We start from the raw sequence: 21,744 nt of genomic DNA on the forward strand, positions 1-21,744 counted from the left end.
ATTGCTGTTACCTACTATTACAAAGAACCATGCGGAGATGAGCCTTGACTGCTGAGATTATCGTTGTCACCTCCGGCAAAGGCGGCGTCGGCAAGACCACCACCAGCGCCTCGCTTGCCACGGGCCTCGCCATGGCCGGCAAGAAAGTCGCGGTGATCGATTTCGACGTCGGCCTGCGCAACCTCGACCTGATCATGGGCTGTGAGCGGCGCGTGGTGTACGACTTCGTCAATGTCGTACACGGCGAAGCTACGCTTAAGCAAGCCCTGATCAAGGACAAACGCTACGACAGCCTCTACGTGCTGGCGGCCAGCCAGACGCGTGACAAGGACGCCCTCACCCAGGAAGGCGTCGAGAAGGTGCTCGAAGATCTCGGCAAGGAAGGCTTCGACTACGTCGTTTGCGATTCGCCGGCAGGCATCGAAAAGGGTGCGCATCTGGCGATGTACTTCGCCGATCACGCCGTGGTGGTGGTCAACCCCGAGGTATCCTCGGTGCGTGATTCGGACCGCATCCTCGGCCTGCTCGCCAGCAAGACGCGTCGTGCCGAGCGCGGTGATGGTGCAATCAAGCAGCACTTGCTGCTGACCCGCTACAACCCGGTGCGCGTCGCCGTGGGCGAGATGCTGAGCGTGAAGGACGTGGAGGACATCCTCGGCATCAACGTGGTCGGCGTCATCCCCGAGTCCGAGAACGTACTGGCCGCGTCCAATGCGGGCGTGCCGGTCATCCTTGACGACAACTCGTATGCCGGCCAGGCCTACAGCGACACAGTGGCACGCATCCTCGGCGAAGAACGCGCCCTACGCTTTGTCGAGCCGCCGAAGAAGGGCTTCTTCCAGCGCGTGTTTGGAGGTTGATGGCGATGGGTATTCTTGATTTCCTGAAGCGCAAGCCGGAGCCCACCGCTGTCGTCGCCAGGGAGCGTCTTCGCATCATCGTGGCTCAGGAGCGCTCCAACCGAGGCGCGCCTGACTACCTGCCGTTGCTGCGCAACGAGCTGCTCGAAGTGATCAAGAAATACGTCCACGTCGACCTCGAAGCCATCAATATCAACGTCGAGCGCGACAGCGGACACGAGATCCTCGAGCTTTCGGTAGCCCTGCCCGACCACGCCCAGCCCAAAGCGGGCTGATGCTGCTGCGCAGGCCCGGCCTGCGCAGCGACTCGCACGACCTGTCGCCGCCGCCAGGTGGCGACCTTGATCACCATGTCTCTGCAACCCACTCCCTCTACCGACGAAGCCAGCGTGATGCGCCTGGGCGAACTGGGCTTCGCCGTGTCGTCGGCGCTGCTGGCCCGCTATGGGCTGCGCCTGGAGCGCGTGGCGCCCGGCTGCCCGATTCCCGGCAGTTTCTGGGGCGACGAGGAGGCTGGCATCATCGGCAACACGGTCTACGCCCGCGACGACACCCCGGTGCATTCGCTGCTGCATGAGGCCGGACACCTGATTGTGCTGCCCGACGAACGGCGTGGTGCCGTCCACACCGATGCCACCGATTCGATCGATGAGGAAGACGCCACCTGCTACCTGCAGATCGTGCTCGCCGACGAACTACCCGGCGTCGGGCGCCAGCGCCTGATGACGGATATGGATGCCTGGGGCTATTCGTTCCGGCTGGGCTCGACGCAGGCCTGGTTCGAGCAGGATGCGGCGAATGCGCGGCGGTGGTTGATTGCACGAGGATTGCTGGATGAGGACGGGGTACCGGTCGTTAGCAAAACGCGCGCCCCTAACGTAAAGATGTAGGAGCGCACCCTGTGCGCGAAAAACCGGCAGGACTGCCGGTTTGCACAGCGCCAGCTGCCCATCCGAATGGCTGAGGAACACAGTTGCTACAAAAATAACGAATAGTCAGCCACCGATTCCGGGGCGAGCGGGGCCGCCTAGCGCGGCTCCGTGATCTCGGTCTGCAACTCCGTCTCCACCGTCGGCCCCAAATGCTGTGCCCCCAGCGGACGTCGCGTCACCGCGCGATACCAGCGCCAGGAGAACCAGCCGATCACCGTGAGCAAACTGGCCCCAAGCGCCAGATACAGCATGTGGCCGGACAGCAGTGGCGACATCACGCCGGCCACGAACGCACACAGGGTCAAACTGGCGAACGCCTGCACCGACGAAGCACCGCCGCGCCGATGCGGAAAACGATCCAGCAGCAACAGGGTCAAGGTCGGGAACGCCAGCTGGATACCGATGCCATGCAATACCAGCGGCAGCATTGACCAGGGCAGCGTGGGCTCGCGACTCACCAGCGCGGCGAGCAGGTGAAATGCGCAGGCCGCGAGCATGAAGCCGTAACCCAGGTTCACCGTGAAGACCACACTGCGTCGACCGGCCAAGCGGCCCGACATCAAGGCGCCACCTGCCAGGCCCGCCACCACCGGCAGGAACAGCCATGGGAATCCTTGCGCCGAGAGATGCAACAGGTCCCGGACAATGCGGGGCGCTGACGAGATATAGAGAAACAGCCCGGCGAAGTTCACTGAACAGGAAATCAGCAACGGCCAGAATTGGCGGTCCTGGCCGAATTCCATATAGCCCCGTACCAGCGTGCTCGGGTGAAAAGGCGTTCGGGCTTCGGGTGGATGGCACTCGTCGAGAAACAGGATCAAGGCCACGGCCAGCATCAGGGTGAACCCCATCAGCACCCAGAAAATACCGTGCCAACCGTTGAGGAACAGCAACTGCGCGCCGACAATCGGCGCGATCACCGGCGCCACGCTGAAGATCATCATCACGCGCGACATCAACTGCTGCGCCGCTGCCCCCGACAGACTATCGCGAATGACCGCCCGCCCTACCACCAGGCCGGCGCCAGCGCACATGCCTTGCAGGGCACGGCACGTCAGTAGCATGCCGTAGGAGGTGGAAAGCGCCGCACCGGCCGAAGCCACCGCATAGACCAGCATGCCCGCGACAATCACCGGCTTGCGCCCGATGGCGTCGGAAATGGCTCCGTGAAACAGGCTCATCGCCGCATAGGTGATCAGATAGACGCTGATCATCTGTTGCAGCCCCACACTGTCCACGCCAAAGCGCGCGCCGATCAGCGGAAACGCCGGAAAGACGGCGTCGATCGAGAACGGGCCAATCATGGACAGTCCCGCGAGCAGCCACGGCAGGCTGCGCCGTATGGGACGCTGGGATGGGGTCATGAGCATGGCACGGCTGACGGAGAGCGCCGAGTATAGCGGCGCTCCCAGCCGCACAAATCATGACGACTGGCCACCGAGACCAACGACTGGCGGTTTCGAGACGAGTCTTGCCTGAGCCTTTACCGCGGCCTCGCGTGCCGGACCAGGACGCAAGCAACGGGCGTAGCGGGACCAACCAGGCGCCTTGAGGCCGATATCGGCGGTAGAGCGACAAACAGGACGATTGCCGCCTTATTTTTCGCGCTCTTGTTCGCGCACCTTGCTGCGAACGAAGAGGCCAACAGCAATGCCCGTCCCTACCATGATGATGCTGCCACCTATGGCCAACCAGCCGACCGGTTCCAACAAAATCGCATGCAGTATCGGGTGCATAAGCAGGCTTCCTCTGAAAGGGCCCGGAAAACCTATTACCGGCAGAAAGTGACGCCTTGACCTGCATCAGGCATCCACCGGCGGGTTTGAGCCGGCCCGCTGGCCTCGCGTGCGGATCGCCTATGGCCGTCACCATGACGATTGGGCGTGCATCGGCTAGCATGGCGCCCCACAGGGAGATGGCATGCCTCCCGCCCTCGCGCTGTTACCGGCTTCGGATGACACACGGAAGGGCAAACCACCTTCGGGTTGATGATGCCTGCACCGCCGGAGCTTCCGGGGCGCAGGCGCGTGCCTGTTTCCGGGAGTCCTTAGAGCCTGTTCACTATCTCTGCGTGGCCCGCGCCGGGAGCTGTTTGCACGCAGGCCAAGGAAGAACGAGGGCGTGTACGTCCGTACACAACCGAGTGATGACGCAGGGATGCGGGCAAACAGACCCGGCCCGTAGGGTTGCGCCCGTGTGCCCGCCAGGAACCGGCGCGCGGCTCGACCTGACGGCCAGTCAGGCGCTTCGCCACGCACCGCTCCCTGGCGGACACACGGGCTCAACGCGGGCCACGCAGAGATAGTGAACAGGCTCTTAGACTTGCTAAGGAGACGAATCAAGTGGGCTACACCGGATTTATCGCCGTAGGCGTGGGTGGCGCGTTGGGATGCTGGCTGCGCTGGACCCTGGGCATTCTGCTCAATCCGATCTTTCCCACGCTGCCCCTGGGCACGCTTTCCGCCAACCTACTCGGCGGAATGCTCATGGGTATCGTGCTGGGTATATTCGACCATTTCCAGACACTGCCACCAGAACTGAGACTGTTTCTGGCCACCGGCTTTCTCGGTGGCCTTACCACGTTCTCGACGTTTTCAGCCGAATCGACCACCTTGCTGCTGCGCCAGCAATACTTGTGGTTCGGAGGGCATGTGGTCGTTCACCTGGTTGGTTCCATCGCGATGACGGTGTCCGGAATTGCTCTCACCCGCATGCTTCTGCGCAGCTAGGAGGAGGTATGAACCAGGAAACCTTGCACCAAGGCGTACAGCTGTCCTTCTACTGCCATACGCGTGCGCGCCATGATGGCGTGCTGATGTACGAGTGGCTGCTCGAACGCGCCAAGAAGAGCGGCATCGGCGGCGGTTCCGCGTTTCGCGCCATGTGCGGCTTCGGACGGCACGGCGTACTCCGGGAAGAACAGTTCTTCGAACTGGCGGATGACCTGGCCGTCAAGGTGGAATTCCTGCTCACCGAGGCACAGGCGCAAACGCTGCTGGAGGCGGTCAGGGCCTGCGGCGTCGACGCGGTGTATGCAATCGCTCCCGCAAGCTTTGCGTCGCTAGGCAAGACCTGAGAAGCTGTTTTACGTCTCCATGAGACGGCGTTGAGCCTGTCCAGCATCGATCGTCGCCTATCAAGCGAGGTACGCATGAGCCAGGATTCCCTGAAGCAACGTGCAGCCAGCCTGCTCGAAAACGCCGGCATCCAAATTGACGGCCCCGCACCGACCGACATGCGCGTGCATGATGAGCGCCTGTATGCACGCGTCTTCGCGCACGGATCATTGGGCCTTGGCGAAAGCTATATGGATGGCTGGTGGGATGCCGACGATCTTCCCGGCATGTTCACGCACCTGCTCAACACGCAGTTGGACATGGAACTGAAGACGCTGGACACGTTGATCGCGCACCTCAAGGCACGCTTCATCAATATGCAGCGCGGCGACAACGCGTTCGAGGTCGCCAAGACCCATTACGACCTCGGCAACGATCTGTTCAGGGCCATGCTGGGCAAGCGTCTGGTGTATTCGTGCGGCTACTGGGCCGAAGCGACCAACCTCGACGACGCGCAGGTGGCCAAGCTCGACCTGATCTGCCGCAAGTTGAAGCTCAAGCCCGGCCAGCGCGTGCTGGATATCGGCTGCGGCTGGGGCGAAGCACTCAAGTACGCCGCCGAGCACTACGGCGTGCATGGCGTGGGCATCACCATTTCGCAGGAGCAGGCGGAATACGCGCGCCAGCTTTGCGCCGGACTACCGGTGGACATTCGCCTGCAAGACTACCGGGATATCGACGAACCGTTCGACGCCATCTTCTCGATCGGCATGTTCGAACACGTCGGTCCGCTCAACTACCGCACTTATTTCGAAGTGGCTCGCCGTTGCCTGCGTGCGGACGGTCCAGACGGCAGCGGACTCTGCCTGTTGCACAGCATCGGCAGCAACAGCACACCGGCTCGACCGGACCCGTGGATCGAAAAATACATCTTCCCCAATTCGGTGATCCCGGCTGCGGGACAGGTCGCCGAAGCGCTGCAAAACCTGTTCGTGGTGGAGGACTGGCACAACTTCGGCGCCGACTACGACCGCACCCTGACGGCGTGGCGTGCGAACTTCGATGCGGCGTGGCCGCAATTGTCGGCGCACTACGACGACCGCTTCCGCCGGATGTGGCGTTACTATCTTTCGGTTTCGACCGCCGTGTTCCGCAGTCGTCGCGATCAACTCTGGCAGATCACGCTGAGTCCTCATGGTGTCCGGGGCGGGTATCGCGTACCCCGATGACGCCGGCTTCGACGTGCTCGCCTGTTTTCTGCATCATAGCGGGGCAAAACGCGCCCATTCATCCGTTCAACCCCGCTGATTGTTCCCCTCCAGAGACCGGAGTTTGCATTGAAGCTGTTTCAGCATATCGGCGCAGCGCTGGTCCTCAGCCTGCTGCTTGTCACTACCGCGACGGCAACACCGGGCCTGTGGGTGGCGAAGAACGACCATGCCACGGTCTACCTGTTCGGCACCGTGCACCTGCTGCCATCGGACACGAACTGGTCCTCGCCCGAACTGGACAAGGCCTTGCGGGAAAGCCAGCGCCTCAGCATCGAAATCGTCGATGACGATGCCACGTCGATGCAGACGCTGGTGATGCAGTACGGCGTGGATCTCAGCCAGCCGCTATCGAGCAAGCTCGACGACAGCGACCAGCGCAGCCTCGAACACGCCGCCGAAACCGCCAAGCTTCCCGGCGGCGCCCAGACGCTGCAGCCAATGCGGCCATGGCTGGCCGCCCTTACGCTCACCATGGCGCCGCTGATCCAGGCGGGCCTGGATCCGAACCTGGGTGTCGACAAGCTGCTCAAGGCGCGCATGCAGAAGGACGGCAAGCCGGTGGACGGGCTGGAGACGGCCGAGCAGCAGATTCGCATGCTGGCCGACCTGCCCGAGGCGATGCAGCTCGACTTCCTGCGCCAGTCCTTCAAGGAAGTGGCCGAGGGTCCGGAAAAACTGCGTGGCCTGATCGACGCCTGGCGCGATGGCGATACCACTACGATCGCCCGCATCGAGGACGAGGACATCCGCAAGGAGAGTCCCATGCTCTACCAGCGCCTCATCGTCGAACGCAATCAGGCCTGGGCCAAGATGATCGCCGAGCGCATGCAACAGCCGGGCGTCAGCTTCATCGCGGTCGGTGCCGGTCATCTCGCCGGGCCGGACAGCGTCCAGGTGCAATTGAAGCGTCTGGGCATCGACGTGCGCCAGGAGTGAGCACGGCGCACCGCGTCCCTGCAAGCTGTCGCCGGCCGGCCCGTTCTGGCACCATCCCCCAGTCATGCGCGCCCCGCGCGCAACTCATCGACGTAACTGCATGAATCTGCAAGCCAATTACGAACAGATCCCGCTCAAGGAGTACGCCGAGCGGGCCTACCTCGATTATTCGATGTACGTGGTGCTGGACCGCGCCCTGCCCTTCGTGGGCGACGGGCTCAAGCCGGTGCAGCGGCGCATCATCTATGCCATGAGCGAGCTGAGCCTGGCCTCCACGGCCAAGCCCAAGAAATCCGCGCGCACCATCGGCGACGTCATTGGCAAGTTCCATCCGCATGGCGACACCTCGTGTTACGAGGCGATGGTGCTGATGGCCCAGCCGTTCTCGTACCGCTATCCGCTGGTCGACGGCCAGGGCAACTTCGGCTCGCCCGACGACCCGAAGAGCTTCGCCGCGATGCGTTATACCGAGTCGCGCCTGAGCCCGATCGCCGAAGCGCTGCTGGGCGAACTGGGCCACGGCACGGTGGACTGGGTGGCTAACTTCGACGGCACCATGGAAGAACCGAGCTGGCTGCCGGCACGCGTACCGCATGTACTGCTCAATGGCTCCATGGGGATCGCCGTGGGCATGGCCACCGATATTCCGCCGCATAACCTGCGCGAAGTGGTGAGCGCCTGCATTCGCCTGCTGGACGATCCCGACGCCACCGTGGCGGACCTGTTCGAGCACATCCAGGCCCCGGACTACCCCACCGAAGCCGAGATCATCACGCCGCGCAACGAATTGCTGGCGATGTACAAGAGCGGCATCGGCTCGTTGCGTGCCCGCGCCGTGTACCACATGGATGAAGGCAACATCGTCGTCACCGCGCTGCCGCACCAGGTGAGCCCGTCCAAGATCCTCGAGCAGATCGCCGCGCAGATGCGCGCGAAGAAACTGCCGATGATCGAAGACCTGCGCGACGAATCCGATCACGAGAACCCGATCCGCCTGGTGGTGGTGCCCCGCTCCAACCGCATCGATCCTGCCGAGGTGATGCAGCACCTGTTCGCCACCACGGACATGGAAAAGAGCTTCCGCATCAACCTCAACATGATCGGCCTCGACGGCCGACCGCAGGTGAAGGATCTCAAGCGCATCCTCAGCGAGTGGCTGAGCTTTCGCACCACCACGGTGACCCGCCGCCTCGAACACCGCCTGGCCAAGGTCGAGCGCCGCCTGCACATGTTGGAAGGTTTGCGCATTGCTTACCTCAACCTCGACGAAGTGATCCGCATCGTCCGCTCCGAGGACGAGCCCAAGCCGGTGCTGATGGAGCGCTTCAGGCTCAGTGACGAGCAGACCGACTACATCCTCGAAACCAAGCTGCGCCAGCTGGCCCGCCTGGAAGAGATGAAGATCAATGCAGAGCGCGACCAGTTGGAAGAGGAACGCGCGCGCATCAACGTGCTGCTGAAATCGCCGGCCAAGCTCAAGGGCTTGATCAAGGAAGAACTGCGCGCCGATGCCGCCAAGTACGGCGACGACCGCCGCTCGCCGCTGGTGCAGCGCGACGCAGCGCAGGCCCTGGACGAGAGCGCCCTGGTCGCCAGCGAACCGGTGACCGTGGTGATCAGCCAGAAGGGCTGGATCCGCTCCGCCAAGGGCCACGACATCGACGCCGAAGGCCTCAACTACCGTGAAGGCGACGGCCTGCTGGCGGCGGTGAAGGCACGTACCACGCAACAAGTGGCGGTGATCGACTCTACCGGCCGCAGCTATTCCACCGCCGCGCATACGCTGCCGTCGGCACGTGGCAATGGCGAGCCGCTTACCGGTCGCTTCAGCCCGCCGGCAGGCGCCAGCTTCGACGTGCTCGCCGCCGGCGACAACGACACGCGCCTGATCCTGGCCACCGACCACGGCTACGGCTTCGTCACCCGCTTCGAGGCGCTCACCGGCCGCAACAAGGCCGGCAAGCAGATCATCACACTAGGCGATGGCGCGAAGGTGCTGACGCCGCAGGTCAGCGCCGATCCGGCGCGCGATCGCGTCGTGGTGGTGACCACCGAAGGCCACCTGCTGATGTTTTCGGTGGCCGAGCTGCCTGAGCTGGACAAGGGCAAGGGCAACAAGCTGATCGACGTGCCCAAGGCCAAACTTGCCTCGGGCGAGGAGCGCGTGGCCGGTGTGGCCGTGGTCGTCGAGGGCAAGGGCGAAGTCACCCTGTACGCCGGCCAGCGCAAGCTCACCTTGAGGTGGTCCGACCTGGTCGAGTACGGCGGCAATCGCGCTACCCGCGGCGGCCTGTTGCCGCGTGGATTGCGCCGGGTGGAGCGGATCGAAACCACCGCATGATGAGACGGCGGGAACTTCCCGCCGTCATGTAGCATCGAAGGGGGCGTGTGCACACCGGCGACGGTTGCGCGTTATCAGCAACACGTCCCCGGAGTTTCCCATGAAGATCATCCGATATACCGGCCTCATGGCTGCCTGCCTGCTGACCACCGCGGCCTGGGCGCAGAGCGCCGGTCAGCCGCTGAATCTCAAGCTTCCGGCCGGTGTCCCCGCGGCCAGCGCTTCCGCCGCACCGCCCGCTACCGCCGAGACGAAATCGGCGTCCAACGCGACCGGCTCGACCCAGACCGGTTCGACCGCGCCAGCCAATCCAGCGCCAAGCGCGTATGGCAAGGACCCGCCGGGCACTTACTACGGCGACACCTCGGGCGCGATGAGCGATGTACCTTCAGGGTCGGGCCGTAACGTGGTTACCTGCGACGACGCCACCTACAACCAGCCGCAGATCCATGGTGCAGTCAGTACCGGCGTGGTTTCCTCCAACCATGGCAGTGGTAACTGGCAGTCGGGCGGCGTCACCATCAGCCAGGCCATGGGCAGCTGCGAGCATCCCACCGGCGGCATGAGTATCTCGGTGGGCGGCAGCACAGGCCACTTTGGCCATTGAGCCGAGCGCGCCTGGAACCGGGCGCCCCGCCACGGTCGAAGTCCTGTTCAAGCGGGGATGACACTCCGTCAACCGTGTTTCAGCAGGCCTACCTGGCAGCTAACGGCCCTTGTAGGCGTTTGTTAACACCAGCGGTGGGTCGAAAGTTCTTGGAAAGGGTCGGCCGGCACACTGCTGGCATGGTTTATTGCATTCATGGCTTGCGCGCATCGCGCCCTTTCCCGCATTTCGCCCGTCGCCCCGGAGCCCCCGAGTGATCCAGAACGTCGAGTTCCGCCTCGAGGGCGGTCGCAGCGGAGTGCTGCTTATTCACGGTCTTACCGGCACTCCCACCGAGATGCGCCTGCTCGGCAAAGGTCTTAACCGTGCCGGCTACAGTGTCTATGGCATGCAGTTGGCCGGGCATTGCGGTGATGTGGACGATTTGCTGAAAACCGGCTGGCAAGACTGGTACGCCAGTGTCGAGGCAGCGGCCGAGCAGTTCCGCCACGAAGTGGACCATCTGTTCGTCGCCGGTCTGTCCATGGGCGCCGTGCTGGCGCTGAAGCTGGCGGCCGAGCGTCCGGAATGGGTCAAGGGCGTCGGTGTCTTTGGCGCCACGTTCCGTTATGACGGTTGGGCGATTCCGTGGGTCGGCAAATTCTCCTTCCTGCTTCCGTTCCTGCACAAATTCGGCATTGGCAAGCACCGCATGGTGCACGAGGCGGAGCCGTATGGCATTCGCGACGAGCGCCTGCGCGCCCAGATCAGCTCGGCCATGCTGGGCGGTGACAGCGCCGCTGCTGGCCTGCCCGGCAACCCGTGGCCGTCGCTGGCGGAGATGTACAACATGGCCGCGGTAGTGAAGCGCGAACTGCCCAAGGTCACCACGCCCTGCCTGGTCGCCCATGCAACCGAGGACGATATCGCCAGCCTGGAGAATGCCTACTTGGTGCAGCGCTCGGTGTCGGGTCCGGTGGAAATGCTCTTGCTCGAAGACAGCTACCACATGATCACGGTCGACCGCGAACGTCGCCTGCTGACCGATCGCGCAGCGGAGTTCTTCCGCCAGATTGCAGCCTCCTACGAGCCAGCCGCGCGCGCAGCGGCTTGAGGACGCCACGGTGACTCCTCTGGTCGTCACGTTGTGGCTGCTCAATGTCACCTTGGATACGGTTGGCCAGCTCGCCTTCAAGGCGGCGGCCAGCGATCCGCGGGCGGGTGATGGTTTCGCGCGCTGGCGCTACATGCTCGCGCGCCCATGGATCTGGGTCGGCATCACGTCCTACGTGGCCGAGTTCCTGGTGTGGATCGCGTTCCTGTCGCTGGTCGACCTTTCCGAAGGCGTGCTGCTGGGTTCGATCAATATCGTCGTCATCATGATCGCCGGCCGCATCCTGTTCCGCGAAAAGCTCACCCCCATGCGCGTCACCGGCATTCTGTTGGTGACGGCAGGCGTGGCTATCGTCGGCTTGGCGGGAGGCTAATCGCATGAAGCGCTTTTACTTTTTTGGCTTCACCATCCTGGTGCTGTTCGACACCGTGGTGCAGTTGAGCTTCAAGTACGCCGGCAACCACGCGTTTCCGCCCGAGGCCAACTGGGCCTGGATCGTGCGCGTGTTTGGCCATCCGTGGATCTACTTCGCGGTGGTTGGCTACGTGGGCAACTTCTTCACCTGGATGACCCTGCTCAAGCACGCACCGATCGGGCCCGCGTTTGCGGTGACCCATCTGGAAGTGGTCAGCGTGATGATTTTCTCGGCGTGGCTGTTCCAGGAGCCGCTGACCTGGTCGCGCGTGCTCGGCGCAGCGGTGATCGTGGCCGGCATCCTCTGCCTCGCCTTTGCCGAAAGCGGCGCGCATCCGGAACACGATGCGCCCACCGAGGCCAAGGGTGCGCTCGGCGTCGCGGCCGGCGACTGAGATGCCACGCGAGCTGCCGCCCACCGCTGGACTGCCGCTGCACTTCACCGACCTGCTGCCCGGCCGCGCGCCGTTTGCCGAGCGCGTAGCGCACTGGCTGGGTGTCGAGCAACTTCAACTGGAATGCTCGGGCACGGCCGCGATGGTGGTGGCACTTCGCGCCATGCATCGCCTGCGCCCCCAGCGCGACGAAGTGGTGGTGCCGGCCTGGACCTGCCCCCTGGTGGCCCTGGCGATCCATCGCGCAGGACTCAAGCCGCGCCTGTGCGATCTGGCACCGAATCATTTCGACATGGATGGCGCTCAACTCGCTGCACTTACCAGCAAACAGACGCTGGCGATCGTGCCTACTCACCTGGCCGGCCGGGTCGCTGACGTCAATACGGCGCTCGATGTCGCTCATCAGACCGGCGCCTATGTACTGGAGGATGCCGCGCAGGCTTTGGGTGCCAGGCAAGATGGCCGCAGTGTCGGTCTATTGGGCGACGCCGGTTTCTTCAGCCTCGCCGTCGGCAAGGGGCTCACCTTGTTCGAAGGCGGCCTGCTGTTGGCGCGCGATACGGTCATGCGCGATGCCTTGGCCGCCAGCCACCGAACGACCATCCGGCCCGACGCGGGCATGGACTGGCAGCGGGCGCTGGAACTGATCGGCTACACACTCGCCTATCGCCCCTCGCTGCTGCCAATCGCCTATGGTCGGCCGCTGCGCAAAGCGCTTGCAGCCGGCGATCCAGTCGCCGCTGTGGGTGACGATTTCGGTCCCGAGATTCCACTGCACACCGTAAGCCGCTGGCGCCAGGCGGTAGGCACACGCGCGTTGCGGCGGCTGCCCGACTTTCTCGACACCACGCGGACTCAGGCGCTAAGGCGCGTTGCGCGCTTACGACAAATCCCCGGCATTACCGTTTTCGACGACGCGCCGGGGCAGCGTGGCGTGTGGCCATTCTTGCTGCTCACCCTGCCCAGCGAGGCCATCCGCGATGACGCGCTGCGCACGCTATGGACCGCCGGCCTCGGCGTGAGCCGCCTGTTTATCCATGCCCTGCCCGACTACGCCTATCTGCGCGCCATCGTTCCGGATACGCCACTACCCAGGGCCCGCGACTTCGCCGCCCGTTCGCTCACCATCAGCAACAGTCCGTGGCTGGACGACACCGCGTTCGACGCGATTTGCGCCGAGCTGGAACGCGCCGTGCGCCGCCGCTAGCATGCTATAGCGACGTTTCAACCCGAGTCGCGGCAGCGTGCTCCTGCTTGGGTCCGCCAGCAAGAAAGAGCAGCGCGCCCACGGCAAGCCCCAGGCACGGCCCCACCAGCGACATGCCATGCCCGTGCGGAATGGTGACGCCCAGCGCCATCATGGCGTTCCACGAGGCGTGGAAAAAGATACACAGAAGAATGCTGCGCGTGCGGCTGTACAACCAGCCAAGGATGAGCGCGTTACCCATGATGCCGAGCAGGAACAGGGCGAAGTTGCCGCCAAACTGGGCGACGCCGGGCAAAAAGAACAAGGGCAGATGCCAGATCGCCCACACCGGCCCGATCAGCAGCGCCGCCCTGCCCTGCCCCATGCTGCGTCCCCACTCTTCCTGGGCGACGCCACGCCAGCCAAATTCCTCCACGCCGCCGCCCACCATCATCATCGGGAATAGCGACAGGAATAGAGTCCAGGGCTTGATCGCCACAGCCGCTATTAGCGCAGGCCGTAAGGCTGCTGCGATACCGACAGCAGCCAGTGTCAGCACGATGGGCAGGCCAATCGCCACCGGATACCAGACGATCGGAACGCGCCAGCGCAGCAATCGCTGGTGAAATTCCCGCAGCGGCGCTTGCGCGGACGTCAAACAGACCGCCACATAGGCCGCGATGGTCGGCCCCAGGCCACCCAGCACGTAGATCGTCATATAGGGCCACTGGCCGTAGCTGGTCACCTGCATACGCGCCAACAGAATGAGCGAGCCCCAGGCCGCCCAGGTCAGCGCAAAGGCGGTGACGAGGAAGATGAGCACGCGGCGACTGATCGAGAAGGTTGCCTGCATGAGACACCCCATCCTTGCACGTCGCCGGAAAGAGCCGGCGCTCGGTGGTCTCGCCCCAAGGGATCCGCAGGCGCGACCGGCTCAGTCTTGTCGATGCAAGATTACGCGCCGCTTTCGGCAATGGCCGCCAACAGGCGCGAGTTGAGCGCGCGCTGCTGCGCCTGCCAGGCATCCAGTTCGCTCTGCGGAATCGGCGACTGCCCGTCCATGCCGCTGAGCAGCCGCTTCCACCACGTGGTGTATTGGTAGGCCGATACCTCGCCATTGATGTCGCTGGCGATGATGCGTCCACGCAGGGCCTCGATGATGGCCATGGCGTGCCGCTCTTCCAGCCGGCCCTGGTCCCAGTTGGTGCGTGCGGTGTCGACGCTGAAGGCGTCCTTGTCGATCGACAGATACGTCGCCTGCGGCGCCTGGCGCAGTTGCTCGAGAAAAGCGCCGGTGAGCGCGTCCGGATCGTCGAAGCGATGGAAGGCGTGCGTGAGCCCCCAACGACGGGCCCAGCCCACATCCACGTCCATGCACCAGTAGCTGAGCTTGCCGGCCTGCAGGGGGCGAAGATAGTTCTCCCAGGCGTGCTTGGCGCCAATATCGCCCGAGGTGATACCCACCACGTGCACATGCGTCACATACGGCAGCATGGCCACACGGCGTACCCAGGAGCCGCAATGGATACCCCACGGAAAACGCATGTTGTCCGGGTGGTTGTCGAACACCACCAGCTGGAACGGGCCACGCGACCGCTGACGCTGTACCAGCGGCCAGGTGAGGTGGTGATAGTCGCCCGAGCCCATCAACACGGTGCCATAGTCAGCAGGCATCCGGGTATCGAGATGCTCACGCAGGCGCTTGAACGTGCTCAGCGTGCAGCCGAAGCGGATCGCTTCCTGCCAGTCTGACAGCGCCAGCTCGGTAGCCCCAGGGATCGGCCCCACCGAATTGTCGAAGTCCAGAATCAGCGGATCACGCTTGTTCATTGGCGGCCCATTGGCTATCGCTCTCGAAGAACCGTCCCAGTCGCCGCGCCAGCAGGCGCAACAGCGGATTACGCAAGTAAACCGCGTGCCGGGTCAGGGTGAATTGTGCACCCAGATAAGCCTTGATTTGCGGGTCGGTCCAGCCAGCCACGTAATGGCTCAGACCCTGCTCGCGCGCCCAGGCCAGGTTGTGGAACCAGCTGGTGAAGTACAGGTTCTGTTCGCGCGCCTGCGGATAGGCAAAGCCCACGTACTTGTCGATCAGCTTGCCGTCCACGGCGAAACACAGGTTCCAGCCGATCATCTCGCCCTGATGCCGATAGACGAAGACGACCCCGGCGTTGCCGGCGTCACGCAGCACGGCGGCGAAGAAGGCTCGGCTGAGCTTGTCGAAATGGATCTCGCTCTGCGCATAGACGTTCTCATAGAGCGCGTAGTACGCGTCCACCACCGCGTTATCGGCGAACCGGGCGTCGCCACAGCGGACCTCCTCCACTGCGACGTCATCTCGCTTGCGCAGCTTGCGGCGGATGTCCTTGCGCCGTCCTGAGGACAACCGTGCGAGGTACTCATCCTCGCTGGCGAAATCGATCGGCACATAGGCCAAGGCCTGGCCTTCCAGCAGGACGAAGCCCGCCGCCTGGCAGGCCTCGGCGAAACGCCCGCACCATGCGCCGCTGGCCGCATCGAACAAGGGCGATGCCTGCGGAATGTCCTTGACGATGAGTAACCGCTGGCCACGCCCCAGCTGGTCTCGCAATGCGGCCGGCAGGCGCCCGGCATCGGCATCGCGAGGGAACAGCGCGTATTCCGATACCGTGGTACCCACGAAGGCCGTGCGCCAGCGCAGCAACCTTCCCCACCAGCGATAGCCGGGCGCGCGCACGATCTTCTGCCGTACATCGGCATCAGCCGTTGTCAGCAGATCGAACGGCGCGACGAAAGCCGGCGTGCCAGCCGCCTCCAGCACGCGAAAATCAATGGGGGGGTGCTCCGCAAACCGGGCAATCAGCGCATCCGGTTCGAGCTGGTTAAGGTACTGCACACGGCTTCCCGCTGGGTTTCAGCCCATAGCATACGATCCCCAGCCCTACACCGGCAGGCTGGGCTCACGATAAGGTTGCTGAAAGGGACCCCGTGCACGATGCCAGCTACCGCTTCGTACGCGCCGAGATTATGGACATTGCCCCGACTGTTCGTCAGTCTTGGAAGGCGGCGGCGAACCGATGCCGCCAAACCTCGGCGCCATGGAATCCAGGAGCGTACACATGAGCAAAGTTCAGCAGGAAACGTTCGACATCATCGCAAAGCAGGCGAAGATCGACATCGAATCGATTACCCCGCAGTCCACCCTGAAGGACCTGGGCATTGCCTCGCTGGACGCCATCGAGGTGATCTTCGATATCGAAGAACACTTCAATATCAATCTGCCCAACGAAGACACCGACCTCGAGAACGGTACGGTCGGTCACCTCGTCGAGGCCATCGAGCGCCAGCTCGCACAGAAGCCGGCCGGCGAATAAGCCATGCGCCGCATCGTTATCACCGGTATGGGCGCGATCTGCGCGCTCGGCCATGACGCGCCTTCCATATGGAAGGCGATGACCGAGGGCCGTTCAGGCATTGGCCCCATCCACCACATCAAGCCCGGTGAGCTGCGCAACGGCGGCATTGCCGCCGAGATCAGCGACTATGATCCGGCGAACTTTTTCGACGAATCACGCCGCTCGATGCTCGATCCCTTCAGCGAATATGCGCTGATCGCGGCGAATGAGGCGATCCGCCAGTCCGGCATCCGTTTCGACGGCGAAGCTGCCGCGCGAACGGCGGTGGTGATCGGTACCGGTGTCGGCGGCGAGACCACGCGCGACGAGATGTATGAGCGCCTTTACGGCGAGCACCAGGGCCGCTTCCACCCACTGAGCATCGTGCGCCTGATGACGAACGCGGCGGCCAGCCAGGTGAGCATGGTGCATGGCATCACCGGACCGTCCTTCGTGGTGGCCACGGCCTGCGCCTCGTCCAACCACGCCTTCGCCCAGGCCGCGATGATGATACGCGCCGGCCTGGTCGACGCTGCCGTCGTCGGTGGCACCGAAGCATGCATCACGCTCGGCACGCTGCGTGCGTGGGAAGCCATGCGCGTGCTGTCACCCGATACCTGCCGCCCCTTCAGCGCCGGCCGTCGTGGCCTCGTGCTGGGCGAAGGTGCCGGCATGTATGTGCTGGAAACACTGGAAGCGGCGCAGGCGCGCGGGGCGAACATCCTGTGCGAACTGGCCGGCACCGGCATGAGTTCCGATGCGGGCGATATCGCCGCCCCCTCTGAAATCGGCGCCGCCGCCGCAATGAGCTACGCACTGCGCGATGGCGGCCTGGTACCCGAAGACGTGGACTACATCAATGCGCACGGTACCGGTACCGTCGCCAACGACAGCACCGAGACGCGCGCGATCCATCGCGTCTTCGGTGCGCATGCGCGCGAGCTGGTGGTTTCCTCGACCAAGCCCATGCATGGCCATGCCCTTGGCGCGGCGGGCGCGTTGGAGCTGGTCGCCGCGATCGGCGCGATCCACGACGGCATCGTGCCGCCGACGCTCAATTACCTGGGCCCCGATCCGGCCTGCGACTTGGACTACGTGCCCAATGAGGCGCGTGCCATGAAGGTGAATGTGGCGATCAGCAACTCGTTTGCGTTTGGCGGCCTTAACGCCGTCGTGGCGATCCGCCGGGCGCCTTGACCTTAGCTTGCTCTCCCCTTCGGGCGACCCGAAGGGGAGAGGAAGCTGGGGCGCTCACAGTCGCGAGAACGTCCACGACTGCATACGCCCGTCCCGATACGGCATCACGCCGTGGAACGGGCGCGGATCGTCGTCGAACACCAGCGGCAGGAAATGGCGGTCGCCCTCCCACATCGGCAGCTCCATCAGCCGGTTGAGCGGCACCCACTCAAGCGTGCCTTCGGGGTTGCTGGTCAGCGGCGTGCCGCTGAAGCTGTCGATCACGAAGATGAAGCCCAGCCAGTCCTCGCCCTGCTTGCCGAAGCCTGGCCAGTTCAGCGTGCCGCGCATGGTCATCGACTCGCATACGATGCCGGCCTCTTCGAGGATCTCGCGGCGCATGCAGGCGGCGATGTCCTCAAGCGCTTCCATCTTGCCGCCCAAGCCGTTGTATTTGCCCAGATGCTGGTCGTCCTTGCGCGCGTTGCGGTGGATCATCAGCACCTGCCGTCGATCGGGCGACAGCACATAGCCAAGCGTGGCGACGATGGGCATGTAAGGCATGGGGCTGCCAAGTGTGGGGAGAGCATCAGTTTAGGACCTGTTCCCAGGTTTCGCTGGCGTGGGCCTTGCACGAATTGGGCCGGGCCGGCGACCATCAGGGTTATGTCAGCGTCCACCAACCGACGTCGCTTCCTTCGCCGCCTGCCCTGGCACCTGCTCGCACCCCTGGTGCTACTCGGCAGCGTGGCGGGTTGTGCGCGCCAGACGCAGGCCGTGGACGGCAGCGAGCGCGTGTTCGAAGGACAGAATTTCCGCGTGGTAAGCATCGACATCAAGCGCGAGTCGCTGAGCCTGCACTGGAAGGACCCCGAGAGCGGCGAGCCCTACGCCAACATCAACACGCTTCGCCAATGGGGCATGTCGCATGGCCGGCGCATGCTGTTTGCCGCCAATGCAGGCATCTATGACCGCCAGTTCGCGCCGCTAGGCCTGTATGTGGAAAACGGCAAGACGGCCGTGCCGCTGAATCTTGCCCATGGCAATCCGTCCTCGGGCAATTTTTCGCTGCTACCCAATGGCGTGTTCGCCATCTATCCCGACGGCCATGCCGCCGTGCGTACCAGCGCCGATTTCAAGGCCGACGGCAAACCTGTGCGATGGGCCAGCCAGTCCGGTCCGATGCTGGTCATCGATGGAAAACTCAACTATCAGTTCATCGACGACTCCTCCAGCCTGAAATGGCGTAGCGGCGTCTGCGCCAAGACGCCGCACAACGTCATCTTCGCGGTAAGCGAGGCACCGGTGAATTTCCACACCTTCGCACGGCTGTTCAAGGACGAGCTAGGCTGCCGGGATGCCTTGTATCTGGACGGCACAATCTCGCAGGTCTACGTGGATGGCGAAGGCTATGCCGGTGCGCCCACGTTTATGGTGAAGCCCTACGCCGGCATTTTCGCGGTGTTTGCCCAACCCACGCTTTGACGCCGACTCCCAATGAGGTCGGTCTTGATCTTCCTCCTTCACCAACGGACCGACCTACGCGCCCATGACCAAACCACGACGCTTCCGCTGGCTACGTTATTTGATCGGCACCTTGCTGATCCTGGTGATCGGCATCCTTGCCGCGGGCTGGTTCCTGCTTGCCGGTAGCCGCGCACGGCTCGACGGCGAGCTGCATCTGGCTGGGCTCAAGGATGCCGTGTCGATTACCCGCGATGCGCTGGGCACGGCCACCCTGCAAGGCCAGAACCGCGACGACCTCAGCTACGCGCTGGGCTACGTGCATGCGCAGGAACGTTTCTTTGCGATGGACCTGATGCGCCGCCTGCCGGCCGGCGAGCTTTCCGAACTGGTGGGCGGCAAGGCGTTGGATACCGATATCAACCACCGCCGCCATCGCCTGCGTAGCGTGGCCGAAGCCGCCTATGCGCAACTCGCGCCAGCGCAGAAACACACGCTCGATCTCTACGCCGCAGGCGTCAACGCCGGCCTGGCCGATCTGCATGTGAAGCCGTGGGAGTACTTGCTGCTCGACGCCAAGCCGCAGCCCTGGCGCCCGGAAGATTCGTTTCTGGTCATCGCCGCGATGTACCTGGACCTCAACGGCGATGGCCGCAATGAGCGCGAACTGCATATCGCCGAACTGCGCTCCGTGCTGCCCGCCCCGATGGCGGATTTCCTGCTGTCGCCCGATCCGGACTGGGAAGCGCCGCTGCAGGGCGATCTCTCACGCCCACCGGTAATCCCCGGCCCCGAGGTACTCGACCTGCGCCAGACGCAGCCTTCGACCAAGGGCGACAGCAGTGCACTTACCGCGGCACTGCTACCCGCGCTCGATCAAGCGCGCCCGGGCAGCAACAGCTTTGCCGTTGCCGGCAGCCTTACCGAGAACGGCTCGGCGATGCTCGCCAACGACATGCATCTGAGCCTGCGCGTGCCGAACATCTGGTTCCGCACGCGCCTGCGCTACCCCGACACCACCGCCCCCGGCGGCCAGCGCGACGCGAGCGGCCTCACCCTGCCCGGCACACCCGCGCTGGTGGTGGGCTCCAATGGCCAGGTCGCCTGGGGTTTCACCAATAGCTACGGCGACTGGCTGGACTGGGTGCGGGTGCAACGCGACCCGAGCGACGCGACTCGCTACAAGGTGCCCGAGGGTTGGGCCACCATGGAAGTGCACGACGAAGTCATTCGCATCAAGGACGCGCCCGGCCACACCTTGAAGGTGGAGGACACGCGCTGGGGCCCGATCATGGGCAAGGACACCGACGGCACTCCGTTGGCCTTGGCCTGGATCGGCGATCGTGCGCGTGGCTACAACATCAATATGATGCAGCTGGAGCATGCCGACAGCGCCCACGCCGCGCTCGACCTCGCGCCCACGCTTGGCATGCCGCCACAAAACCTGCTCGCGGCCGACAGCGCCGGCCATATCGGCTGGACCGTCACCGGCAACAGCATTCCGCTGCGCAAGGGTTTCGATCCGCAGTTGCCGGCGGACTGGTCGGCGCCCGACACCGGCTGGGTGGGCTGGGCCGAACCGTCGCAGTATCCACGCATCGAAGATCCCGCCGACGGCCGCCTGTGGACCGCCAACAACCGCACCGTGGATGGCGCCGAGCTCGGCTTGCTCGGCAATGGCGGCCATGACCTCGGTGCGCGCGCGCAACAGATCCGCGACGACCTGCGCGCGCGCAACAGCTTTACCCCAGGCAACCTGCTCGACGTGCAGCTCGACAACCGCGCCCTGCTGCTTACGCGCTGGCAACGCCTGCTGCAGGACAGCCTGGCCAGCACACACGATCCCGAGCTGGAGCAGCTGCGGCAGCTCACCGCCACCTGGACCGGGCGCGCCGCGCCGGAAAGCGTTGACTACCGCCTGGTACGTGCGTTCCGCGACAAGGTGAAGGAAAACGTGCTGGCGCCGTTCGTGGCCCAGGTCAGGCAGCGTCACGACGACTTCAGCTGGCCCGGCATGATCGACGCCGAGGCGGCCGTATGGGCATTGCTGCGCGATCGTCCGGCCCACCTGCTCGACCCCAAGTACGACAACTGGAATGCGCTGCTGCAGGCCGCCGCGCATCAGGTGATCGATGATCTCGGCAAGCAGCCGGGTGGCCTCGCGGCACGCAGCTGGGGCGAGATCAATCGCACGGCCATCCGTCATCCGCTGTCACGCGCGCTGCCCGCCTTCGTGGGACGCATGCTCGACATGCCCGATGAGCCGCTTCCCGGCGACAACAACATGCCAAGAGTCGCCACACCGGGCTTCGGTGCCTCCGAGCGCCTGGACGCCATGCCTGGCCACGAAGCACAAAGCATCCTGCACATGCCGGGCGGCCAGAGCGACAACCCGCTGTCGCCGTATCACGGTGCCGGTCAGGAAGACTGGGTCAACGGTCGCCCCACGCCGCTGCTGCCAGGACCTGATCAGCACACGCTCACGCTGACGCCGGTTGCACCGTAGCGTCGACAGGCGGAGCGCGTTTCGCTTACTCGCTTCCTTTTTACTCCTTCTTCTGCTCCTTCTCCCCTTCGGGGAGAAGGTTGGGATGAGGGGCGGGTGCTTGCGATCTCGCTACAACCGAGCGATATCGCCA

Annotated in this window: 23 protein-coding genes and 1 riboswitch; of the genes, 17 read left to right on the forward strand and 6 right to left on the reverse strand. The window is 64.3% G+C overall.

The window, feature by feature from the left end; genetic code table 11:
• The first annotated feature begins 44 nt into the window (after positions 1–44).
• The 3 genes from minD to ACT01B_RS15750 all read left to right on the forward strand — a co-directional run bounded on the left by minD (position 45) and on the right by ACT01B_RS15750 (position 1,750).
• Entirely contained in the window at positions 45–860 is an 816-nt protein-coding gene (minD, locus tag ACT01B_RS15740; RefSeq protein ID WP_445144176.1) for a septum site-determining protein MinD, read from the forward strand.
• Positions 861–865: 5 nt separating this feature from the next.
• Positions 866–1,135, forward strand: coding sequence for a cell division topological specificity factor MinE (gene minE / locus ACT01B_RS15745; protein WP_445144177.1), 270 nt, complete (start codon positions 866–868; stop codon positions 1,133–1,135).
• A gap of 117 nt (positions 1,136–1,252) precedes the next feature.
• Positions 1,253–1,750 (forward strand): hypothetical protein, encoded by a 498-nt coding sequence (locus tag ACT01B_RS15750; RefSeq protein WP_445147503.1) that lies wholly within the window; start codon positions 1,253–1,255, stop codon positions 1,748–1,750.
• 137 nt (positions 1,751–1,887) lie between these two features.
• Here ACT01B_RS15750 and ACT01B_RS15755 read toward each other — a convergent pair whose 3' ends face one another.
• On the reverse strand, positions 1,888–3,156 hold the full coding sequence (locus tag ACT01B_RS15755; RefSeq protein ID WP_445144178.1) for a multidrug effflux MFS transporter: 1,269 nt from the start codon (positions 3,154–3,156) through the stop codon (positions 1,888–1,890).
• Positions 3,157–3,387: 231 nt separating this feature from the next.
• On the reverse strand, positions 3,388–3,528 hold the full coding sequence (locus tag ACT01B_RS15760) for a hypothetical protein (RefSeq protein ID WP_445144179.1): 141 nt from the start codon (positions 3,526–3,528) through the stop codon (positions 3,388–3,390).
• A 166-nt stretch (positions 3,529–3,694) separates the two neighbouring features.
• Positions 3,695–3,797, forward strand: a riboswitch (Fluoride riboswitch).
• A 337-nt stretch (positions 3,798–4,134) separates the two neighbouring features.
• On the opposite strand from ACT01B_RS15760, the gene crcB reads away from it, so the two are divergent.
• The 10 genes from crcB to ACT01B_RS15810 all read left to right on the forward strand — a co-directional run bounded on the left by crcB (position 4,135) and on the right by ACT01B_RS15810 (position 13,112).
• Entirely contained in the window at positions 4,135–4,521 is a 387-nt protein-coding gene (crcB, locus tag ACT01B_RS15765; RefSeq protein WP_445144180.1) for a fluoride efflux transporter CrcB, read from the forward strand.
• Positions 4,522–4,529: 8 nt separating this feature from the next.
• Positions 4,530–4,868, forward strand: coding sequence for a DUF190 domain-containing protein (locus ACT01B_RS15770; RefSeq protein ID WP_445144181.1), 339 nt, complete (start codon positions 4,530–4,532; stop codon positions 4,866–4,868).
• A gap of 75 nt (positions 4,869–4,943) precedes the next feature.
• Positions 4,944–6,077 (forward strand): cyclopropane fatty acyl phospholipid synthase, encoded by a 1,134-nt coding sequence (gene cfa / locus ACT01B_RS15775; protein ID WP_445144182.1) that lies wholly within the window; start codon positions 4,944–4,946, stop codon positions 6,075–6,077.
• 108 nt (positions 6,078–6,185) lie between these two features.
• Complete coding sequence (locus tag ACT01B_RS15780) at positions 6,186–7,055, forward strand: TraB/GumN family protein (protein WP_445144183.1); 870 nt, start codon at positions 6,186–6,188, stop codon at positions 7,053–7,055.
• Between the two features lie 100 nt (positions 7,056–7,155).
• Positions 7,156–9,396, forward strand: coding sequence for a DNA topoisomerase IV subunit A (gene parC / locus ACT01B_RS15785; protein WP_445144184.1), 2,241 nt, complete (start codon positions 7,156–7,158; stop codon positions 9,394–9,396).
• A gap of 100 nt (positions 9,397–9,496) precedes the next feature.
• Positions 9,497–10,003 carry a hypothetical protein gene (locus ACT01B_RS15790; RefSeq protein ID WP_445144185.1) on the forward strand — a complete coding sequence of 169 codons (507 nt, stop codon included), beginning with the start codon at positions 9,497–9,499 and terminating at the stop codon, positions 10,001–10,003.
• A 253-nt stretch (positions 10,004–10,256) separates the two neighbouring features.
• Positions 10,257–11,096 carry an alpha/beta hydrolase gene (locus tag ACT01B_RS15795; RefSeq protein ID WP_445144186.1) on the forward strand — a complete coding sequence of 280 codons (840 nt, stop codon included), beginning with the start codon at positions 10,257–10,259 and terminating at the stop codon, positions 11,094–11,096.
• Positions 11,097–11,106: 10 nt separating this feature from the next.
• A complete protein-coding gene (locus ACT01B_RS15800; RefSeq protein ID WP_445144187.1) occupies positions 11,107–11,469 on the forward strand; it encodes an EamA family transporter in 363 nt (120 codons plus the stop codon).
• A 4-nt stretch (positions 11,470–11,473) separates the two neighbouring features.
• Positions 11,474–11,905, forward strand: a complete 432-nt coding sequence (locus ACT01B_RS15805) for a DMT family transporter (protein WP_445144188.1) — start codon at positions 11,474–11,476, stop codon at positions 11,903–11,905.
• Position 11,906: 1 nt separating this feature from the next.
• Positions 11,907–13,112, forward strand: coding sequence for a DegT/DnrJ/EryC1/StrS family aminotransferase (locus tag ACT01B_RS15810; protein WP_445144189.1), 1,206 nt, complete (start codon positions 11,907–11,909; stop codon positions 13,110–13,112).
• Positions 13,113–13,116: 4 nt separating this feature from the next.
• Here ACT01B_RS15810 and ACT01B_RS15815 read toward each other — a convergent pair whose 3' ends face one another.
• From ACT01B_RS15815 to ACT01B_RS15825, 3 genes are all read right to left on the reverse strand, one after another.
• Complete coding sequence (locus ACT01B_RS15815) at positions 13,117–13,944, reverse strand: CPBP family intramembrane glutamic endopeptidase (protein WP_445144190.1); 828 nt, start codon at positions 13,942–13,944, stop codon at positions 13,117–13,119.
• Between the two features lie 101 nt (positions 13,945–14,045).
• Positions 14,046–14,921, reverse strand: coding sequence for an arginase family protein (locus ACT01B_RS15820; RefSeq protein WP_445144191.1), 876 nt, complete (start codon positions 14,919–14,921; stop codon positions 14,046–14,048).
• Positions 14,908–15,966 (reverse strand): GNAT family N-acetyltransferase, encoded by a 1,059-nt coding sequence (locus ACT01B_RS15825; protein WP_445144192.1) that lies wholly within the window; start codon positions 15,964–15,966, stop codon positions 14,908–14,910. The genes ACT01B_RS15820 and ACT01B_RS15825 overlap by 14 nt, the downstream gene beginning before the upstream one ends.
• A gap of 223 nt (positions 15,967–16,189) precedes the next feature.
• On the opposite strand from ACT01B_RS15825, the gene ACT01B_RS15830 reads away from it, so the two are divergent.
• Together ACT01B_RS15830 and ACT01B_RS15835 are read left to right on the forward strand one after the other, a co-directional pair.
• Entirely contained in the window at positions 16,190–16,444 is a 255-nt protein-coding gene (locus ACT01B_RS15830; protein ID WP_445144193.1) for an acyl carrier protein, read from the forward strand.
• A gap of 3 nt (positions 16,445–16,447) precedes the next feature.
• Positions 16,448–17,662 carry a beta-ketoacyl-[acyl-carrier-protein] synthase family protein gene (locus ACT01B_RS15835; RefSeq protein ID WP_445144194.1) on the forward strand — a complete coding sequence of 405 codons (1,215 nt, stop codon included), beginning with the start codon at positions 16,448–16,450 and terminating at the stop codon, positions 17,660–17,662.
• Between the two features lie 54 nt (positions 17,663–17,716).
• On the opposite strand, the gene ACT01B_RS15840 is transcribed toward ACT01B_RS15835, so the two are convergent.
• The gene (locus ACT01B_RS15840; RefSeq protein ID WP_445144195.1) at positions 17,717–18,205 is read right to left on the reverse strand and encodes an NUDIX hydrolase; all 489 of its coding nucleotides are present in this window, start codon (positions 18,203–18,205) and stop codon (positions 17,717–17,719) included.
• 102 nt (positions 18,206–18,307) lie between these two features.
• Here ACT01B_RS15840 and ACT01B_RS15845 point away from each other — a divergent pair, with 102 nt between their 5' ends.
• Positions 18,308–19,126: a phosphodiester glycosidase family protein gene (locus ACT01B_RS15845; RefSeq protein ID WP_445144196.1), complete on the forward strand. Its 819-nt coding sequence runs from the start codon at positions 18,308–18,310 to the stop codon at positions 19,124–19,126.
• Positions 19,127–19,190: 64 nt separating this feature from the next.
• Positions 19,191–21,611, forward strand: a complete 2,421-nt coding sequence (locus ACT01B_RS15850; protein ID WP_445144197.1) for a penicillin acylase family protein — start codon at positions 19,191–19,193, stop codon at positions 21,609–21,611.
• Positions 21,612–21,744 lie beyond the last annotated feature (133 nt).

This window comes from Dyella sp. Tek66A03, assembly GCF_052567735.1.